This is a genomic window from Qipengyuania marincola (assembly GCF_029688625.1).
Lineage (GTDB): Bacteria > Pseudomonadota > Alphaproteobacteria > Sphingomonadales > Sphingomonadaceae > Qipengyuania.
The window spans coordinates 478,299-496,857 of the sequence record NZ_JARULC010000002.1 but is presented as its reverse complement, the minus strand read 5'-3'; the positions used below and the strand labels follow the sequence as shown (position 1 = coordinate 496,857).

Genomic DNA, 18,559 nt, shown 5'->3' with positions numbered 1-18,559 from the left:
ATCAGGAGCGCTTGCCCGCGATCCGGGCGATCTCGGCCTTGACCATCTCTTCCACCATTCCCGGCAGGTTGGCGTCGAGCCATTCGCGCAGCATCGGGCGCAGCATCTCGCGCACCAGACCCTCGAGCGAGGTTTCGCCCGAGCGCACAATTTGCGGTTGCTTGCCGGGCTGCGACAGCATCGCGAGCGCGGCGAAATTCTGCCGCATCGCTTCGCGTGTGTCGCCGCGGGTCAGCGCGTCCTCGTCGTCCATGTCATCGTGATCGCCCTGCGCCACCATATCCTCGACCGCGAAATCGGCTTCGAGTTCGAGCACTTCCTCCGCCTCTTCGGCGTCAGCTGGTTCGGGGGTGGCCGTTGCGGCAGGCTTGCGACGCCGATCGATGCCGACTGCTTCGCCGGAATCGCGTGCGATCACCTTCTTGATGGAGTCGAGGATCTCCTCGACCGACGGTTCGCCTGGCTGGTTCATCCTTGCCCTACCCCTGTGCCGAATCGCGCCTCGTTGCGCTCCTGCGCCTTGCACTTAGCCGATTCAGTCCGCGAAATCATCCTCTTCCGCGATATCGGCATTGGCGGCGGGAATGTCGACGGTACGCGAAGCCGAGGCTACCGGTTCGGGATCCCGGTCCCAGTCCCAGATGCGATCGCGCACGCGCTCGTAATTCAGCATCGGATCGTACAGCACGCCTGCGCCTTCCAGATTCAGGTCACGCGCTTCGGCCCGACCCATGGCGGCAAGCAGGGAGAAGCCGGCGACATAGGCGTTGCGGCGCGCGGTCACCAGCTGCACCTGCGCGTTAAGCACCTCCTGTTCCGCATTGAGCACGTCGAGGATCGTCCGATTGCCGATCGAGTTCTCCGCGCGCACGCCCTCGAGGCTCAGATCGGCTGCATCGACTGCGACCTGGCTGCTCTGGATGACGGCGAGCGAAGCCTGCCAGCTCGACCAGGCGGCACGAACCTGCGCGATAACCTCGCGCTCGGCAGCGATCACCTGTTCGAGTGCGGCAGTCTCGCGCGCCTGCGCCTGGCGCTGGCGGGCGGCGGGCAGTCCGCCCTGGAATATCGGGATCGAGAACCGCACGCCCGCGCTCGCCGTGGTTTCCGTCTGCGTGAGACGCGGGTCGCCGCCTGCAAGCGTTCCGAAATAGTCGGTGTAGTCGAGGCCGGCAAAGGCGGTGACGCTCGGGAGGCGGCCGGAACCTGCCACCTCGACATCGTAGCCCGCTGCCTGTGCACGTTCGATTGCTGCGATAAGATCGGGATTGGCTTCGAGTGCGACAGCCACCGCGCCGCCGACGTTCTCCGGCAGATTCGGCAGGGCAGGCGGCTGCTGGAGATTCTCCGGCGCCTCGCCGACGAGCCGGATATAGGTCTCGCGCGCGTTGATGAGATTGGCCTGCGCATTGCGGAAATCGCCTTCTGCGACCGCGAGGCGCGCCTGTGATTGGGCGACATCAGTGCGCGTCACATCGCCGATCTCGAAGCGGTCGGACGTCGCCTGCAGATTTACGCCGAGCACCTCGATCTGGTTGGCCCGCAAGCCCACCACGGCCTGCGTCAGGAGGACATCCATATAAGCGGCGACGACCTGGCTGAAGAGCGCGCTCTCGGTTGCGCGCAGATCGGCCTGGCCCGCAGCGACACGTTCTTGCGATGCCTTCACCGAGTTCTTGATGGCGCCGCCCTGGTAAAGCGGGACGTTCAGATCCGGCCCGACCTGAAACAACCGTTCGGTCGGTGCGAAAGCATTGGGCGAAGGTTTGACGAATTCGATATACTGCCCGCTCGCCGTGACATTGGGCAGGCCCTGCGCGCGCTGGATCGGGACGTTCTCATCAGTTGCGCGCTGGTTGGCCCGGGCCGCAAGAAGCGTAGGATTGTTGACATAGGCCGCTGCCAGCGCCTCTTGCAGCGTGTCGGCCGCGACGGGCGAGGCAAAGGCCATCGCCCCGGCCGCGGCCCCTGCGGAAAGTGCTGTCCCGATGCGTGGTAGCGCCATTCAGAAACTCCAGCCGCTCGGACGGTCGAATTGCGCCAGCCGCGGAATGCCCAGTTCGGCCAGCGGCAGCAAGGCGAGCGATCCGGCCGTCTTGCGCCCGGTTGCCAGGCGAGTAACGCCATTGTCGATCTGGCCTGTCACGATGCGTCCGTTGTCGCCGACCAGCTTGGCGAGGCCGGCGGGAACATGCTCGATCGCGCCATCTACCAGGACGAGGGAATAGCTACCCTTTTTGCGGCCACCGGCGGCTTCGTCGGGAGTCATGGTGCGGACCGATTTCACCATCGGCTCGATCAGTGCGGGCAGGTATCCGCTTCCCCCGTCGACAACGAGCACCTCGTCGCTGGCCAGCGGCTGCGCTTCCTCCAGCATCATGCCGTGGAACAGTGGCTGGGGCAGTACCTTGCCGTCGCCCAGGCGGATCGCGCGATCATTGTAGGCGGCGGTGCGCATGGCTTCGGGCACGAAATCTTCGCGGGGAACCGAGCCCATCCGCTCGAGCACGAAGGGCTGGTTGACGCCGCTCGTGCGTAGCTGGCTGTCGAGCATTGCCTTGCGGGCGGCGGCGAAGTCCATGGAAGAGGCAGTTGTGGTGGTCATGGCTGGTGCTGTATTACCTTGATAACACGCTGGGTCAAGCAGGCTTGCTTTAGGCGCAAGACCTTTTGTGTCCAAGCGCTTTGACCGATGGCCGCCAACACGCCTATCGGGGAGCGCAATTCTGCAACATGGGAACTTGCTGCGATGAGCGACATGACCAGCATCAGCGAAGCCGACCTGATCGAAAGCGTGGCCGACGCGCTGCAATTCATCTCCTACTACCATCCGATGGACTACATCCGCGCGCTGGGAGAAGCCTATGAGGCGGAGCAAGGCCCCGCGGCCAAGGACGCGATCGCGCAGATCCTGACCAACAGCCGCATGTGCGCCGAAGGGCACAGGCCGATCTGCCAGGACACGGGGATCGTCAACGTCTTCGTCCGTTGGGGCCAGAACTGCCGCCTCGACAGCGATCGCAGTTTGCAGGAGGTCGTCGACGAGGGCGTGCGGCGCGCTTACAATCATCCGGACAACAAGCTGCGCGCATCGATCCTGGCCGATCCGGCCTTTACCCGCCGCAATACGCGCGACAACACGCCGTGCGTGCTGTCGGTCGAAATGGTGCCCGGCAACACCGTGGGCATTGATGTCGCGGCCAAGGGCGGCGGCAGCGAGAACAAATCCAAGTTCAAGATGATGAACCCGTCCGACAATATCGTCGACTGGGTGATCGAGCAGATCCCGTCGATGGGCGCCGGCTGGTGTCCGCCGGGCATGCTGGGCATCGGTATCGGCGGTACGGCAGAGCATTGCATGAAGCTTGCCAAGCTCTCGCTGATGGACCCGATCGACATGGGCCAACTGAAGAAGCGCGGGGCCCAAAACGACATCGAGCAATTGCGGATCGATATTTTCGATGCGGTCAATGCGATGGGCGTGGGGGCTCAGGGGCTCGGCGGCCTCTCGACCGTGCTCGACGTGAAGATCCTCGACGCGCCTTGCCATGCCGCGGGGAAACCGGTGGCCATGATTCCCAATTGCGCGGCGACCCGCCATGCGCATTTCACCCTCGATGGATCCGGGCCGGCCTATCTCGAGCCGCCGAAACTCGACGAATATCCGCAGGTCACCTGGAAACCCGACGCCGCGGCCAAGCGCGTCGATCTCGATGCGCTGACCCCGGAAGAAGTGGCAAGCTGGAAGCATGGCGACCGCCTCTTGCTGTCGGGCAAGATGCTCACCGGGCGCGACGCCGCGCACAAGCGGATCCACGACATGCTCGAGGCAGGCGAAGAGCTGCCCGTCGATTTCAAGGGCCGCGCCATTTACTACGTCGGACCGGTCGATCCGGTCATGGGCGAAGTCGTCGGCCCGGCCGGACCGACCACCGCGACCCGCATGGACAAGTTTACCGAAATGATGCTCGATCTCGGGCTTCTTGCAATGATCGGCAAGGCTGAGCGCGGACACAATGCGGTTGAGGTGATCAGCAATTTCAAGGTCGCCTACCTGATGGCGACGGGCGGCGCGGCCTATCTGGTCAGCCGGGCGATCAAGGGCGCGGAGGTCGTCGCATTCGAAGATCTGGGCATGGAGGCGATCTACGAATTCGAGGTCGAGGACATGCCGGTGACCGTAGCTGTCGATGCCGAGGGCAACAATGTCCACACGCTCGCTCCGGCAGAGTGGCGCCGCCGGATCGCCGAAGGTGACTTGGCGCCTGCCGAATAGCTTCGCGTTCGACCAACGTGTGAACGCTTTCGACCGCCGGGCTGGCATTCCCGGCGCGGCCCGGCCAATGCGTAGGTGTTTTGAAAAGCGATACTTCCCCCGCCGAACCTTCAGCGCGCCTGACCGTGCGCACGGTGATGATCTCGATCATCGGCCTGTGGCTTGCCTATTTCGTGATTTTTACCCTGCGCGGGTTTGTCGTCGGCCTCGATATCCAGCCCGATCTCCTGATGCGTCGCGGACTGGTGGTGATCGGCGGCGTCGGCGCGACCTTCATCCTGTGGCTCGTTCTCCGGCTGTTCGACCACCGCTCCCTTGCCTTGCAGATTACCGCGGCGGTGCTCCTCGCCCTGCCGACATCCATGTTGATCGCGCAGATCAACCAGACTGTTTTCGCCGACCTGCAGAAGCAGCTCGAAAGCAAGATCGCCCAAGAGCGTGGCTTCTCGCTGCGCCGCGACGAGGCCGGAAACATCGTGATCGAGGCGCCGACGCCGCAAGAGGCCGGGCTCGACGATCCCCTGCGTCCCTCGAGCCCGACGATGGGTCGCGTCGTCCTGCCGGCAGAAACCAGTCGCGATCGCTGGCTGCGCCTGGTCGAATCGGCGCTCAGCCAGTACTTCCTGCTCCTGGCATGGGCCGCGATCTACTTCGCCCTGCTTGCCGGCGCACGGGTCCGCGAGGCTGAGCGGCGAGGCGAACGGTTTCGCAGTGCGGCCAAGGCTGCCGAGCTGCGCTCGTTACGCTATCAGGTAAATCCCCATTTCCTGTTCAACACGCTCAACTCGCTGTCGGCGCTGGTCATGACCGGCAAGACCGACCGGGCCGAGGAGATGATCCAGACCATCTCGCGCTTCTATCGCCACAGCCTGGCCGACGAATCGACGGGCGACGTCACGCTCGCGGACGAAATAGATTTGCAGGAGCACTATCTCGAAATCGAGGCCGTGCGCTTCCCCAAGCGCCTTCGCGTGAAGGTCGATCTCCCGCAGGAGCTCGCGAATTACATGGTGCCGGGCATGATCCTGCAACCTCTGGTGGAAAATTCGGTCAAGTACGGGGTTTCGGCCAGCGCCCGGCCGGTGACGGTTTCGATCGTCGCGCGCGAAGAGTATGGTCGCCTGGTCCTCACCGTCAGCGACGACGGCCCGGGCGTGCCGAGCGGCCATGGCGGCGGCTTCGGCATCGGCCTGGCCAACGTCCGCGACCGGCTGGAAGCCCGCTTCGGCAACGAGGCGACGGTCACCTCCGGCCCGGCCCTGCAAGGCTATGAAACTGAGCTCAGGCTACCATTGGTGAAACATGGCTGACGAGACGAACGAAAAGCTGCGCACCCTGATCGTCGACGACGAGCCGTTGGCCGTCGAACGCATGCAGGTCATTTGCGCCAAGATGGAAGATCTGGCCGTGGTCGGCACGGCGAGCGACGGTGCCCAGGCGCTGAGACTCGTCGAAGCTCTGACGCCCGATCTGGTACTGCTCGACATGACCATGCCCGAGGTCGACGGCCTGTCGGTGGCACGGTCCCTTGCGAAGGAAGCGCAGCGACCGGCGATCGTGTTCGTGACCGCGCACGATAATTACGCAGTCGAGGCTTTCGACCTCGACGCCGTGGATTACGTGCTCAAGCCCGCAAAACCCGACCGCCTGGAGCGCGCCATCAAGCGTGCCATGGCCCGCCGGGGCGACGGCGAGCGAACGGAGAGCCAGTGGCTGGAGGAGCTGTGGATTCCGCACCGTTCCGAACTCATCCGTATCGCCACAAGTGAAGTGAGCCGGATCGATGCCGAGCGCGACTACGTCCGGCTCTATGTCGGCGATGGCGAGGATGCGCGCACCTACTTGCTGCTGCAAACCATCGCGGGGCTGGAGAAGCGCCTCGATCCGGCCAAGTTCATCCGCATCCACCGTTCGACCATCCTGCGCAAGGACCGCATAACCGGTCTTCGCCACGATGGCCTCGGTGTCTGGTCGGTGGAACTCGGAGAAGACGAGGCCCTGCGTATCGGCAGAACCTATCTGCCCAAGGTCAAGGCAATGGCCGGACGCTGATTTTTTGCCCGCGCGGCGCGTCGATCGAATAATCATCTCGGAAAAAAGGGCGGCCCCGACCGGGGGACTGCTTCCGGTCGGGGCGTAGGTAAAGGGCTGAACTGGGGGTATCAGCCGCCCGTTTCGCGCTGCTCTTGGTCAGCTGCTCTCAAGATACTCAACCGCCCTTGGTGAAGGCGGAGGTGGCTTCGGCGACCTTGGCGCGGGCGCTCGCGCGGGCGGTATCGAGACAGGTGCGGGTCTGGTGGTCGATAATCCGCGAGCCGGTGCGTCGTTCGTAGCCGCACACAGTCCGCGCCGCGGCTTCGATCCGGCGATCAAGCCGCTCCTGACCTGCTGCAGAGGCGAGGTTCAGATCGTCGAACGGGACTTCGATGCTTTGTGTATCGGAAGCCTGGGCAGGGATCGCGAGGCTGAGCCCGGCGAAGGCGGCAATTGCGAGGGTGATTTTCATGGCATCTCTCCAGTTGGCGGAGGGTCCCGGACTTTGGGGGACTGGTAGGGGAGGACCCTCCGCCCCACCTGTATTGCCTAGCTACAACTGTAATCGCACGCGGGTTTCGACGGGTGACGACCGGATTGGATGGATTGCGCCGGCGCGCCGACGAAGGGCGCTTGGCAATCGGCAAGCGTCGAGACTATGCCGTCAGTCGATGATGCTCGGCCTTCTCTTCATCTGTGGCGTGATCAATTTCGCGGTCGGCAAGGCAATGCTCGAGAGCGGACACCCCATTCTCGAGACCCTTCCTGCGACCCTGCGACGCAACGGCGGCCGCGTGTCGCTGGCCTTCGAATTCGGCGTCCTGCTCGTGGCGATGCTGCTCGCGGGACACGGCTGGCCCGCCGCCGCATGGCTTTACGGGGGGTACACAGCGGTGAATGCGACTTTCTACTGGCTGGTTTTGAACAACCGGATCTGAGCGGGAACAAAGCCTGTCGATCGCGCGCTTGCGATTCATGTCGCAGATTCCTTCCAGCTGGCTCATCGTGAACGAGAGAAGCGGGAGCAGCGGCGCGGAGTCGATCCGCAACCTCGAGGACCTTCTCGATCAGCATGAGATGCGCTGCGATCGCGTGCTGCGCCTGCCGGACGACGACTTGCCGGATGCAGCAACGCTCGACGCGGCTGGGGTCGAGCAGCTGGTCCTGCATACTGGCGACGGCACGGCCAATGCGGCGTTGCATGCCCTTGCCGGGTGGGCGGGGGAAATTCTCGTCCTGCCTGGCGGGACGATGAATCTCCTGAGCGGCCGCCTGCATGGCGAAGGAGCGACGCGAGAGGAGATAGTCGCCCGTGTGGCGCGTGGCGCGTCGCGCCCGGTTCGCATCTCGGTCGTCCGGAGCGAGGTTGGCGATGCCTTTGCCGGCTTTCTCGCTGGTCCGGGAGCGACCTGGGCCAATGTGCGCGAGGCCATGCGCGACGTCGACATCGCTCGGATTGCGCAGGAGGCTGGCGAAGCTGTCGCCGAAACCACAGGCGGTGCGCGCGTGCGCCTGATGCAGCCGCAATGCGGGCGCGAGAGCGGATATCCGCTCATCGAACTGACGCCGAGCGCCCGCGGGCTGCAGGTCGATGCCTATTGCGCGGATGATCTGGCTGGTTACGTCCAGCAGGGTTGGGCGCTTCTGCGCCGGCAGTTTCGCGAGGGGCCGCACGAACGGCTCGGCCTGTTCGACGAAATCAGCATTGCCAATGTCGACGGAGAGCCAATCAAGGTGCTGCTCGACGGGGAACCCAAGACCCTGGGATCCACCGCAAGAATACAAATCGCACAATTCGAAGCCGATCTGCTAGCGACCGACCATGGGTTCTGACTTTCGCCGCATATTTCACCTGTCGGACATTCATTTCGGACTCGAGGATCGCGCCGCGCTCGCGTGGGTCGAGCACGAGATCGAGCGGCTGAGACCCGATGCCGTGGCCATCACCGGGGACCTGACCATGCGGGCCCGGCACCGCGAATTTACCGCGGCGACCCGCTGGATCAACGCTCTCGATGTTCCGGTGACCGTGGAAGTCGGCAATCACGACATGCCCTATTTCAATCCGATCGAGCGGTTCTTCGCTCCCTATCGTCGATTTCGCGGAATGCAGGAGAAGGTCGAGAAGTCGCTCGATCTCGGCAATCTGGCGATCGTGCCGCTGAAGACAGCGGTTCGCGCGCAACCGAGGCTCAATTGGTCGAAGGGCTGGGTTAGCGAATCCGCGCTGCGGCAATGTCTGGCGAAGATCGACGCGCTGCCGCCTGGGGAGCGGGCATTGGTGACGGTGCATCATCCCTTGCGCGAAGTGGGCACCCAGGGAACCGCGCTGACGAAGAACGGCGAAAAGGCTCTGCGTGCGCTGGCGAAGCGTCCGGTCGAGGCCGTCCTTTCGGGCCATGTGCACGATGCTTTCGACATCATGGAGGATACCGACCACGGCCCGGTGCGGATGATTGGCGCCGGTACGCTCTCGCAGCGCACGAGGTCGACTCCGCCGAGCTTCAACGAGATTACGTGGGACGGGAGCGAGCTGCGGGTGTGCGTGCGCAATCTTGAGGACTTCGAGACCTCGGCGATGCAGATCGAAGATGTGCCGGAGGATGCGATGCCTCCGCGCAGAGAGGGCGAGCCGGTTGCGCCAGTCGGCGCCGTGCCGCCGGTCGATCCGCCGGTCCATTGACCATGGATGCGAAAAGGGCGGCCCCATTGCGGGACCGCCCTTCCTCGGTGACCGAAAAGATCGGTTGTCGGCTTTAGCGCTTCGAGAACTGGAAGCTGCGGCGTGCCTTGGCGCGGCCGTACTTCTTACGCTCCACCACGCGGCTGTCGCGAGTCAGGAAGCCGGCAGCCTTGACCGTGCTGCGCAGGGTCGGCTCGTACTTGGTCAGTGCTTGGCTGATGCCATGCTTGACGGCGCCGGCCTGGCCCGAAAGCCCGCCACCCTTGACGGTCGCGACGACATCGTACTGGCCCTGACGCTCGGTGATGGCGAAGGGTTGATCGATAATCAGGCGCAGCGTCGGACGCGCGAAATACACTTCCTGGTCCTTGCCATTCACGGTGACCTTGCCGCTGCCGGGCTTCAGCCAGACGCGAGCCGTCGCATCCTTGCGGCGACCGGTGGCGTAGGCGCGGCCCTGAGCGTCGAGCTCCTGCTCGCGCAGGGGCACTTCGGCGGTGGCAGCGATGTCTGCGGCGTCGCCCTGCGGCGCGTCGGCGGCGATGTCCTTCAGATCGGCGAGATCCGAGACGGTGTCGTTCTTCGTTTCGTCGGCCATTACGCGGTAGCCTTGTTCTTGCGGTTCATCGAGGCAACGTCGAGCGTTTCGGGCTTCTGGCCGTCATAGGGGTGCTCGGTGCCGGCAAAGACGTGCAGCGCACGCATCTGGGCGCGGCCCAGCGGCCCGCGCGGGATCATCCGCTCGACAGCCTTTTCGAGCACGCGCTCTGGGAAGCGGCCGCCCAGCACCTTTGCCGGGGTCGTTTCCTTGATGCCACCGACCCAGCCGGTGTGCTTGTAATAGACCTTGTCGGTCATCTTCTTGCCGGTGAATTTCACCTTGTCGGCATTGATGATGATGACGTGATCGCCGCAGTCGACATGCGGCGTGTAGCTCGGCTTGTGCTTGCCGCGCAGAATATTGGCGACGATTGCCGCGAGGCGACCGACGACGAGGCCTTCGGCGTCGACGATGTGCCACTTCTTTTCGACCTCGGACGGCTTGACCGACCGGGTCACTTTGCTGAGAGCCTTCATGGCTGGTTTTCCATAGTCTAGTGTTCGTGCCGCGCGTGGCGCAGCCTGTTCCCGCGAATCCGGCAATGCCGCATGCGCGAAGCGGGGGCCAAATGGAGCCCGATGGTGCGCAAGTCAAGCTATTCTGCGGGACTCGGATGCGGTAAAATAATACTACAAGAGAAATCTAGGGCGCAATCTGCTGCAAGGTCCACCGCTCGCTGGAGGTTCGTTCGTCATCGCCGATTCGCGTTTTGATCTGGCGTTCGATGCTGTCGAGCAGGCCGGTAGGATGCTGCGCGCTGCTCCTCAGGCTAATCTGGACAGACCCTTCCCCGCCGCCGGGCAGCGGAACTGTCCGCTGCTCCTCACGCGTCGCGGAAACCGGGAAGAAAAGGTCTGCCGGAATGGCGCTCACGGCGGCCCCGGCAGCCCCAGCCAAAGTATTGAGAAAGCCGCGCGCATGGGCGACGTCTTCCGATCGAAGCGTCACCTTGCCCAGGGCTGCAAACGCTTCGGCGATCGCTTCGTCCGATGCTCCCCGCGGAGCCGGACTGTTCGACACTATCAGACCGGCAGAATCGAGCAGGGCCGGGAATGGCCCCGCATCATCGCGCGCTTCTTCCATCCGCGCGAGGGTTGCGAGGCTTTCCGGCGCATTTACGCGACATTCCTGCGAGAAGTGTGCTGCCTGCATGCCGCGTCCGCTCGGCGCAAATCGAAATGACCAATCCCGCTCCACGACGAGCACCTGCCCATCGACAAGCGCGCGAGCCACGCGCCGGGTCAGCCGGAAATCGCCCGCCGGAATCGTGCGGATCGCAGGCCCGACGCTCGCACTGGCCGGGACAGCCGGCAGCGCTGCCGACAGGAGCGCGAAAGCGCCGATGCGCTGCAGCACATCGCGTCTGCCCTTCGCTTTCATGCCCTAATCCCCCGAAGATGCGCCGATTGCGCCCAGCCAAGCCTGCGTAGCGGTTCCTGCCACGTCGCAGCGCCAGCCAAGTATTGCGGGCGCATCATAGGGGTGCAAGCCCTCAAGGCGTGCGACCGCTTTTTCAAGCAGCGCGGCATCGGTTTTCAGCAGACCCGGGATTTCGGTCCCGTCGCCCTTCTTCCCGTCCCATATAAACAATGAGCGGATCGGGGCCCCGATGTTGATGCAGCCGATCAGTCCCTCGTCGAGCAAAACGCCACCGATAGTCTCGGCAGTCTCGCTGTCGGGAAAGGGACAGTAGATCAGAGCCGTCACGCCGAGCGCCCGAGAATGTGCGCGCCCCATGCGAACGCGGCGACCAGCAGGGCGCCGACGACCTGGTGAGCCACCGCGATCCAGAGAGCGACGCCGGTCATCACCGTCGCAATTCCGAGGACGATCTGCGTCCCGAAGGCCGAATGGATCGCAATCGACGCGCGCCGTTGGAGGGGCTTCACCCTACGCGCCATGACGACGAGTGCGGCCACGGCGACCCAGGCCCACCAGCGATGCAGGAAATGCAGCAGGAACGGATCGTGCGTTAGCGCCCAGAGGGCACCCCTAGACATATCGTATTCCGGAACGAGGCGCCCCTGCATCAATGGCCAGCTGTCGCTCGCATGTCCTGCGTTGAGCCCGGCCACCCAGGCGCCCAAGAGGAGCTGGACGAAGAGAATCGCGCCGACCCAGCTTGCTGTTACGGTCCATCTCGCGGGCCCCCCTTCGCCGCGATGGAGGCGCAGCAGATCGAGTGCGGTCCAGATCAGGCCGCCAAGCGTGAACAGCGCCGTCAGCAGGTGGATGGAGAGCCAGAAGTGGCTGACGTCGGTCATCGTGCCCGCCAGCCCGCTCTTGACCATGAACCAGCCGAACACCCCCTGCAGGCCGCCGAGCGCGAGCAGCGCCACCAGGCGCCACTTATAGCCCTGAGGGATGGCGTTGCGGACCCAGAACCACGCGAGCGGCAGGGCAAAAGCGAGCCCGATCAGTCGGCCGAGCAACCGATGGAACCACTCCCAGAAAAAGATGAACTTGAATGCGGCAAGATCCATCCCTGCTGGCCCGGTCACGGTCCGGTATTCGCCAGTCGTCTTGTACAGGTCGAATTCCGCCTGCCAGTCATCCTGCGTCAGTGGCGGGATGGTGCCCGTGATCGGCTTCCATTGCGTGATCGACAGGCCGCTCTCGGTAAGGCGGGTGATGCCGCCAACCGACACCATGAGCACAACCATGGCGGCCACCACGAACAGCCAGATAGCGAGGGCCCGCGGGCGGTGGGTCGAATGAGCGTCCTGCATGGCCGCCCATCTGCGAGCGACCCGCGGTTTTCGCAAGTGCAAAGAGGGCAAGAGGCATGCCGGTTACGGCGACGGACGAAATGCGCGAAATTCCCCGTTCCGACCTTGAAACATGTTACATCGTCACATAAGTGGCAATTTGCAATGTTCGAGCGCGCCACCCTTCCGATTCGACGCCGTCTGGACCGCGTCGGCATCCTGCTGTCGGGGGCATGCGCGGTGCATTGCCTGCTGTCGATCGTGCTCGTTTCGGGCCTGGGGATCGGCGGGCAGTTTTTCCTCGCGCCCGACATTCACCGGGTCGGGTTGCTGTTGGCGACGCTGATCGCCGGTGTTGCCATCGGCTGGGGCGCGCTGCGTCACCGGATGGCCGCGCCGTTCGTCGTCGCCATGACCGGGCTGACCTTCATGGGCGCCGCGCTGGCCGTACCGCATGGCTACAAGGAAGCCGTGCTGACGATTATCGGCGTCGCGCTGGTCTCGCTCGGCCATATCCTCAATCTGCGGCATGTCCATTCCTCGACTTGCAAGGAGCGCTGCGGGGACTAAGTCGGGCGGCATGATTGCCCTGACCGTCAACGGCGAAAGCCGCCGCACATCCGCCACCACGATCGCCGAACTGGTGCGCGAGCTCGATCTTGCGCCCGAAAAGGTCGCGGTCGAGCATAATGGTACGATCGCGCCGCGCAGCGAGCTGGACAGGCACGCTTTGAGCGAAGGCGACACGCTGGAAATCGTCCATTTCGTCGGCGGTGGCGAGGGCAATGGCGACGACGGCTGGAGCGTGGCCGGACGCACCTTCAAAAGCCGGCTGATCGTCGGCACGGGCAAATACAAGGATTTCGAGCAGAATGCCGCTGCGCTCGAGGCAAGCGGAGCCGAGATCGTGACGGTTGCAGTGCGCCGCGTGAATGTCAGCGACCCCAAAGCGCCGATGCTGACCGACTATATCGACCCCAAAAAGATCACCTACCTGCCGAACACCGCCGGCTGCTTCAGCGCCGTCGAGGCGATCCGCACTCTGCGACTGGCCCGCGAAGCAGGCGGCTGGGACCTGGTGAAGCTGGAGGTCCTCGGCGAAGCAAAGACGCTCTATCCCAATATGCGCGAAACGCTGACGGCGACCGAGAGGTTGGCCAAGGAGGGCTTCCTGCCGATGGTCTATTGCGTCGACGATCCGATCGCGGCGAAGCAGCTGGAGGATGCGGGTGCCGTCGCGGTGATGCCGCTGGGCGCGCCGATCGGCTCGGGCCTCGGCATCCAGAACCGCGTCACCATCCGCCTGATCAAGGAAGGCGCGAGTGTACCGGTATTGGTCGATGCCGGTGTCGGAACCGCTTCGGACGCGGCCGTGGCGATGGAGCTTGGCTGCGACGGCGTGCTGATGAACACCGCCATCGCCGAGGCCAAGGACCCCATTCGCATGGCGCGGGCCATGAAGCTGGCGGTCGAGGCAGGGCGCGATGCCTACCTCGCCGGGCGCATGGCGACGCGCAAATATGCCGATCCGAGCAGTCCGCTTGCAGGGCTAATTTAATCTCGCTTACCGCTTGTTAACCATCTTCGGTGACATTCGCCTCGACACAACGGGGGCACCGATCATGGCCGTTACCAATAAAGCTTCGCTGACCATTGCCGAAATGCGCGAATTCGCCGGCTTCACCGCCGCCGAACAGCGCTATATCCGCCGCAGTCTGGATATTGGACTCGGCCGCTGCGATGCGTTTCGCATCTGGGGACGCAATCCCGGCGAGAATGCCGCGATCCGCAGTCAATATGTCGCCTATCAGGAGCTGAAGGCGCTGCGCCAGTCGATCCCGGCTCAATCGGGTTTCGATTCGATCGAGGGGTTTGTCGGCAAGCTGACCCGCGTCGCCGCCTTCGACCTGGCGCAGGAGCGGATCGACAGCTTCTCCGCCTTTCGCTTCCTTTACGAACGCCTGATCTCCGCCGATGCGCGGCCGTGGCTGCCGAGCGCCTTCTGCGCCGCCGCCGCCCTGCCGCAAATCCGACCCGAGCGCCGCAAGATGCTGCTGCAAAGCCTGAGCGAAGCCGCCGCGACAGCCCCCGGCTGGAGCGACCGCGCGCCGAGTTTCTACCCAGAATTCATCGAGGAAGCGGCGGCTTAACAGATGAGTGAAGTGCTGCCGGTTGAAAAGCCCATCGACACCGGGGTTACGCCGCATGGCTGGCTTGGACTTGTTCTCGATCACTTCGCTCGCGGAGAACAAGCCATCGGCCAGCTCTCTTTGGCATTGGGGCTGCCGATTTCGAATGGTAGCCTTTCAAGCCTGAATGAAATCCTGAATCGGCTTCAAGCTTCAGGGGATCGGAAGGCGAAGGCTTTGGAAAAGCGGATCACCAGATGGTCGGCAAACAGGCCGAAGCGACATCTCTTGGCCCATGCCACGATCTTCGTCCTAAAGGACTCAGAGGGTCAGCAAGTTCTCGTGACGCGCCATCTTCCACGCGATGCGAATGATGTAACTCCGGATCGCATGTGGACGCTTGATGAAAGGGCCGAACTCTTTCGTCAGGTAAACAATGACAGCCGCTCAATTTGCGACCATGTCCAAAATATCTTGGCCGATCCGGTTCTGCTGAACCAGTTGCGTAAGTCCTAACCTCGATACAACCCGTCCAGCCGCTCGCCATACCGCTCCTTGATCTTGTGGCGGCGGATTTTCATCGAGGGAGTCATTTCCTCGTTCTCGATGGTGAAGGGCTCGTCGGCGATGGCGAACTGGCGGACCTTTTCGACCACCGACAGGTCCTTGTTCACGCGGTCGACCGCGGCGCGCACGGCGGCCTTGAATTCGGGCAGGTCCTGCAATTCCTTGCAGTCGAACTTCTTGCCCTGCGCCTGGCACCATTCGAGCTGCCATTCGGGGTCGGGCACGATCAGTCCGACGATGTAGGGCCGCTTGTCTCCGGCGACCATTGCCTGGCCGATTTCGGGCTGGAGCGTCAGCATGCCCTCGACCTTCTGCGGCGCGATATTGTCGCCCTTGTCGTTGACGATCATGTCCTTCTTGCGGTCGGTGATGACGATCCGGCCCTTCTCGTCGAGATGGCCGATATCGCCCGTATGCAGCCAGCCGTCCTTGATCGTTCGCTGCGTCTCGCCCTCGTTCTGCCAGTAGCCGTGCATCACCAGCTCGCCGCGGCACAGGATCTCGCCATCCTCGGCGATCTTGATGTCGACGCCGCGCATCGGCGGACCGACCGTGTCCATCTTGATGCCGGCGGCAGGGCGATTGCAGCTGATGACCGGCCCGGCCTCTGTCTGGCCATAGCCCTGGAGCATCGTCAGGCCCATGGATTCGAAGAACACGCCGACTTCGGGATTGAGCGGCGCGCCGCCCGACACCATCGCCTTCATCCTTCCGCCGAATCGCTGGCGGATCTTTGGTTTCAGAAGCTTGCCGACCACGAAGTCCTTCGCTCCGTCGCCGAACTGTTTGCGGCCTTCGGCACGCCGCTCGCCGACTTCCAGCGCGGTGTTCATCAGCTTTTCGGCCAAGCCGCCCTGCTTCTGGACTTGCTTCATGATCCGCGTGCGCAGCACTTCGAACAGGCGCGGTACGACGACCATGATCGTCGGCCTGGTTTCCTCGATATTGCTGGCGAGCTTTTCCAGCCCTTCCGCATAATAGATCTGCGCGCCGACACCGATCGGCAGGTATTGGCCGCCCGTATGCTCATAGGCATGGCTGAGCGGCAGGAAGGAGAGGAAGCGCTCGTCGTCGTCGATGCCGAAATCCTCGCTCAGGATTTCTGCCGCCCCGGCCGCGTTGCACAGGATCGCGCCGTGATGCTGCTTCACGCCGCGCGGCGCGCCGCCCGTGCCGCTGGTATAGATGATGCACGCAGTCTGGTCGCGGCTGACGGAGGCGATGCGCTGCTCGACGGCATTGCGGGCCGCAGCTGCATCGCCGGCAAGCATCTTGTCCCAGGTATGAAAGGTGAAGCTGCCCGATTGCTGGCGGTGAAGATCGTCGATGCCGATCACATGCTCCGCCACGCCAGAGGCCTGCAGGGCGCCGTGCAGGGGGCGCAGCAATTTCTCGGTCGAAACGATGACCGCCTTGGCGCCCGAATTGTCGAGGATGTGCACGTGGTCGCGTTCGGTATTGGTGATGTAGGTCGGAACCGTGATGCAGCCCGCCGCCATGATCGCGAGATCGGCGATGCACCATTCGGGCCGGTTCTCCGACACCAGACACACGCGGTCGCCATCCTTGAGGCCCAGCGATCGCAGGTTTTCGGCCAAAAGGCAGACCCGATCGGCCGCTTCGCCCCAGCTGATGGTGTGCCATTGGCCACCGGCTTTCGCCCCCAGAAAGGGCCTGTCCGGACGCTCGTCGGCGCGCTTCAGAAAGAGTTCGACCAGGTTGTTCGCTGTATCGATGTCGGACAGCACAGGCAGGCTCCTCTGGTGAATTTTCTTTTGTTCTGTGACCCAACGGTGCCGCGCGGCTTAGGCTCCTCATGCGCCTTCGGCAAGCAGCCGGCGCAATCAGGGCGTGGCGAGCTGGCCCACCAGACGCGGATCGCGCGCGCTCTGCCAGCCCCGGGGCGTACGCAGGATCGCTCCGGCCTTCACCGGCGCCTCGCGGATCAGGATTTCGCCATGGCCGAGCGCGCGAAAGGCATCTGCGGCCCCTTCGAGCCAGGTTCCCTGTTCGAGCAGTACCCGGTCTCCGAATGCCATGACGAAGGGCAGGCCCAGCGCGCCTTCCGCATCAAGCCCGAAATCGATCGCGCCGATGATGCTGCGCGCGGTCTGCACCGGAATCGTACCGCCGCCCGCCGCGCCGACCGCCATGAAGGGCCGGCCCGCAGGGTCGTAGACGATACTTGGGGCCATCGAGCTGCGGGGCCGTTTTCCGCCCTCGACGCGGTTGGCCACAACGCGCCCGTCGACTTCGGGTGCGCGGCTGAAATCGGTCAATTCGTTGTTGAGGAAGAAGCCGCCCGCCATCAGGCCCGATCCGAACGAGCCTTCGATGGTCGAGGTATAGCTGACCATCGTTCCACTGCTGTCCACCACAGCGAAATGAGTCGTGCCATGTTCTTCCGGCTCGTTTCCATCCGCCTGTGCCATCGGCGCGCCCGCCGGCGTGCCCGCAACCACATCGGTCATGGCGCGATCGGTCGAGATGAGCGCCGAACGCGTCGCGAGATAGGCCGGGTCGGTCAGTCCGGCGACCGGTACTGACACGAAATCGCTGTCGGCAAGGTAGAGTTCGCGATCGGCGTAGGCGAGCCGCTGCGATTCGAGGAAGAGGTGCCAGGTCACTGGGTTTTGCGCGCCAAGCGCGCTCAGGTCGAAGCGCTCAAGCTGGCCGAGAATCTGCAGGACCGCGACACCGCCGGATGTCGGCGGCCCCATCGAGCAGACCCGATAGCCGCGATAGCCCCCGCATAGCGCCTCGCGCTCTTTCGCCTCGTAGGTTGCGATGTCGTCGACGGTCATTGCGGATGTTCGCGGCGTGTCCGCAGCGACGGTCGCGGCGATTTCTTGCGCCAGATCGCCCCGATAAAACGCGCCCGGCCCTTCCTCGGCAAGCCGCTCGAAGGTCTGAGCCAGCGCTTCGTTCACGACGCGGGTACCGACAGGCAGCGGCTCGCCATCGGCATCGTAAAACAGAGTCCGCCCTGTCTGCGAAAAGGCGGCCCGGTTGCGCGCGCTGTCGAGCGCGTTGTGCATTCGCGGATTGATCTCGAAGCCTTCACGGGCGAGCGCGATAGCGGGTTCGAAAAGCGCGGCCCACGCGAGTTTGCCGTGGGTGGCATGCGCCTTGGCGGCCAGAGCGATATTGCCCGGCACCCCGACACTCAGACCGCTGCGGACCGACTCCATGAAGGGCGGAACCTCGCCACTTGGGGTCAGGAACCAGTCGGGTGTAGCAGCCGCCGGAGCGGTCTCGCGTCCGTCATAGCTGGTCACGCCCCCCTCGGGAGTGCCGCGCAGCATGAAGCCGCCGCCGCCGATGCCCGAACTCTGAGGTTCGACCACGGTAAGGGCAAGCATCGTGGCGATCGCCGCATCGGTGGCCGACCCACCCTGAAGCAGGATTGCCTCGCCCGCTTCCTGTGCTCGCGGGTCTGCGGCGCTCACGTAGCCGACGGGGGCGGCCGGGACCTCGGCCGGTGAAGCGGCCGGAACGGTTGCGCAGCCAGCAAGGGCGAGAACGGCGAAGGGGGCAAGGAAGGCGCGGATCATGCGGTGG

Annotated in this window: 21 protein-coding genes; 10 read left to right on the top strand and 11 right to left on the bottom strand. The window is 64.1% G+C overall.

Annotation, left to right across the window (positions count from 1 at the left end; all coding sequences use genetic code 11):
• Position 1 precedes the first annotated feature (1 nt).
• The 3 genes from P8Q88_RS07695 to P8Q88_RS07685 form a co-directional block, all read right to left on the bottom strand.
• The gene (locus P8Q88_RS07695; RefSeq protein ID WP_278323264.1) at positions 2–472 is read right to left on the bottom strand and encodes a DUF2497 domain-containing protein; all 471 of its coding nucleotides are present in this window, start codon (positions 470–472) and stop codon (positions 2–4) included.
• 63 nt (positions 473–535) lie between these two features.
• The gene (locus P8Q88_RS07690; RefSeq protein WP_278323263.1) at positions 536–2,005 is read right to left on the bottom strand and encodes a TolC family outer membrane protein; all 1,470 of its coding nucleotides are present in this window, start codon (positions 2,003–2,005) and stop codon (positions 536–538) included.
• Positions 2,006–2,605, bottom strand: a complete 600-nt coding sequence (locus tag P8Q88_RS07685; protein WP_278323262.1) for a protein-L-isoaspartate O-methyltransferase family protein — start codon at positions 2,603–2,605, stop codon at positions 2,006–2,008.
• 153 nt (positions 2,606–2,758) lie between these two features.
• Between P8Q88_RS07685 and P8Q88_RS07680 the strand changes: the two genes are divergently transcribed.
• From P8Q88_RS07680 to P8Q88_RS07670, 3 genes are all read left to right on the top strand, one after another.
• Positions 2,759–4,276 carry a fumarate hydratase gene (locus P8Q88_RS07680; protein WP_446532549.1) on the top strand — a complete coding sequence of 506 codons (1,518 nt, stop codon included), beginning with the start codon at positions 2,759–2,761 and terminating at the stop codon, positions 4,274–4,276.
• Between the two features lie 80 nt (positions 4,277–4,356).
• Positions 4,357–5,586 carry a sensor histidine kinase gene (locus tag P8Q88_RS07675; RefSeq protein ID WP_278323260.1) on the top strand — a complete coding sequence of 410 codons (1,230 nt, stop codon included), beginning with the start codon at positions 4,357–4,359 and terminating at the stop codon, positions 5,584–5,586.
• Entirely contained in the window at positions 5,579–6,328 is a 750-nt protein-coding gene (locus P8Q88_RS07670) for a LytR/AlgR family response regulator transcription factor (protein WP_278323259.1), read from the top strand. The genes P8Q88_RS07675 and P8Q88_RS07670 overlap by 8 nt, the downstream gene beginning before the upstream one ends.
• A 157-nt stretch (positions 6,329–6,485) precedes the next feature.
• Here the strand turns inward: P8Q88_RS07670 and P8Q88_RS07665 are convergent, their stop codons facing one another.
• A complete protein-coding gene (locus P8Q88_RS07665; RefSeq protein WP_278323258.1) occupies positions 6,486–6,782 on the bottom strand; it encodes a UrcA family protein in 297 nt (98 codons plus the stop codon).
• Positions 6,783–6,981: 199 nt separating this feature from the next.
• Between P8Q88_RS07665 and P8Q88_RS07660 the strand changes: the two genes are divergently transcribed.
• Genes P8Q88_RS07660 through P8Q88_RS07650 form a run of 3 tightly spaced genes read left to right on the top strand, consistent with a single transcriptional unit; the run spans position 6,982 to position 8,993 of the window.
• Positions 6,982–7,248 carry a hypothetical protein gene (locus tag P8Q88_RS07660; RefSeq protein WP_278323257.1) on the top strand — a complete coding sequence of 89 codons (267 nt, stop codon included), beginning with the start codon at positions 6,982–6,984 and terminating at the stop codon, positions 7,246–7,248.
• Between the two features lie 37 nt (positions 7,249–7,285).
• Complete coding sequence (locus P8Q88_RS07655; RefSeq protein WP_278323256.1) at positions 7,286–8,143, top strand: acylglycerol kinase family protein; 858 nt, start codon at positions 7,286–7,288, stop codon at positions 8,141–8,143.
• Entirely contained in the window at positions 8,133–8,993 is an 861-nt protein-coding gene (locus P8Q88_RS07650; protein WP_278323255.1) for a metallophosphoesterase family protein, read from the top strand. Before P8Q88_RS07655 ends, P8Q88_RS07650 begins: the two co-directional genes overlap by 11 nt.
• Before the next feature lie 73 nt (positions 8,994–9,066).
• On the opposite strand, the gene rpsI is transcribed toward P8Q88_RS07650, so the two are convergent.
• The 5 genes from rpsI to P8Q88_RS07625 form a co-directional block, all read right to left on the bottom strand.
• Entirely contained in the window at positions 9,067–9,591 is a 525-nt protein-coding gene (rpsI, locus tag P8Q88_RS07645) for a 30S ribosomal protein S9 (protein WP_278323253.1), read from the bottom strand.
• Positions 9,591–10,070 carry a 50S ribosomal protein L13 gene (gene rplM, locus P8Q88_RS07640; RefSeq protein ID WP_278323252.1) on the bottom strand — a complete coding sequence of 160 codons (480 nt, stop codon included), beginning with the start codon at positions 10,068–10,070 and terminating at the stop codon, positions 9,591–9,593. Before rplM ends, rpsI begins: the two co-directional genes overlap by 1 nt.
• Before the next feature lie 166 nt (positions 10,071–10,236).
• Positions 10,237–10,974, bottom strand: coding sequence for a hypothetical protein (locus P8Q88_RS07635; RefSeq protein ID WP_278323251.1), 738 nt, complete (start codon positions 10,972–10,974; stop codon positions 10,237–10,239).
• Between the two features lie 3 nt (positions 10,975–10,977).
• A complete protein-coding gene (gene cutA, locus P8Q88_RS07630) occupies positions 10,978–11,301 on the bottom strand; it encodes a divalent-cation tolerance protein CutA (protein WP_278323250.1) in 324 nt (107 codons plus the stop codon).
• Positions 11,298–12,323 carry a COX15/CtaA family protein gene (locus tag P8Q88_RS07625; protein ID WP_278323249.1) on the bottom strand — a complete coding sequence of 342 codons (1,026 nt, stop codon included), beginning with the start codon at positions 12,321–12,323 and terminating at the stop codon, positions 11,298–11,300. Before P8Q88_RS07625 ends, cutA begins: the two co-directional genes overlap by 4 nt.
• Before the next feature lie 144 nt (positions 12,324–12,467).
• Here P8Q88_RS07625 and P8Q88_RS07620 point away from each other — a divergent pair, with 144 nt between their 5' ends.
• The 4 genes from P8Q88_RS07620 to P8Q88_RS07605 all read left to right on the top strand — a co-directional run bounded on the left by P8Q88_RS07620 (position 12,468) and on the right by P8Q88_RS07605 (position 14,947).
• Entirely contained in the window at positions 12,468–12,872 is a 405-nt protein-coding gene (locus tag P8Q88_RS07620) for a MerC domain-containing protein (RefSeq protein ID WP_278323248.1), read from the top strand.
• Positions 12,873–12,882: 10 nt separating this feature from the next.
• Positions 12,883–13,860 carry a sulfur carrier protein ThiS gene (gene thiS / locus P8Q88_RS07615; RefSeq protein WP_278323247.1) on the top strand — a complete coding sequence of 326 codons (978 nt, stop codon included), beginning with the start codon at positions 12,883–12,885 and terminating at the stop codon, positions 13,858–13,860.
• A gap of 64 nt (positions 13,861–13,924) precedes the next feature.
• Positions 13,925–14,452, top strand: coding sequence for a hypothetical protein (locus P8Q88_RS07610; RefSeq protein WP_278323246.1), 528 nt, complete (start codon positions 13,925–13,927; stop codon positions 14,450–14,452).
• Positions 14,453–14,455: 3 nt separating this feature from the next.
• Complete coding sequence (locus P8Q88_RS07605; protein ID WP_278323245.1) at positions 14,456–14,947, top strand: hypothetical protein; 492 nt, start codon at positions 14,456–14,458, stop codon at positions 14,945–14,947.
• Here P8Q88_RS07605 and P8Q88_RS07600 read toward each other — a convergent pair.
• Together P8Q88_RS07600 and ggt are read right to left on the bottom strand one after the other, a co-directional pair.
• A complete protein-coding gene (locus tag P8Q88_RS07600; RefSeq protein ID WP_446532541.1) occupies positions 14,944–16,746 on the bottom strand; it encodes an AMP-dependent synthetase/ligase in 1,803 nt (600 codons plus the stop codon). The two genes, P8Q88_RS07605 and P8Q88_RS07600, sit on opposite strands and share 4 nt — an antisense overlap.
• A gap of 96 nt (positions 16,747–16,842) precedes the next feature.
• Positions 16,843–18,552 carry a gamma-glutamyltransferase gene (ggt, locus tag P8Q88_RS07595; protein WP_278323244.1) on the bottom strand — a complete coding sequence of 570 codons (1,710 nt, stop codon included), beginning with the start codon at positions 18,550–18,552 and terminating at the stop codon, positions 16,843–16,845.
• Positions 18,553–18,559: the final 7 nt, after the last annotated feature.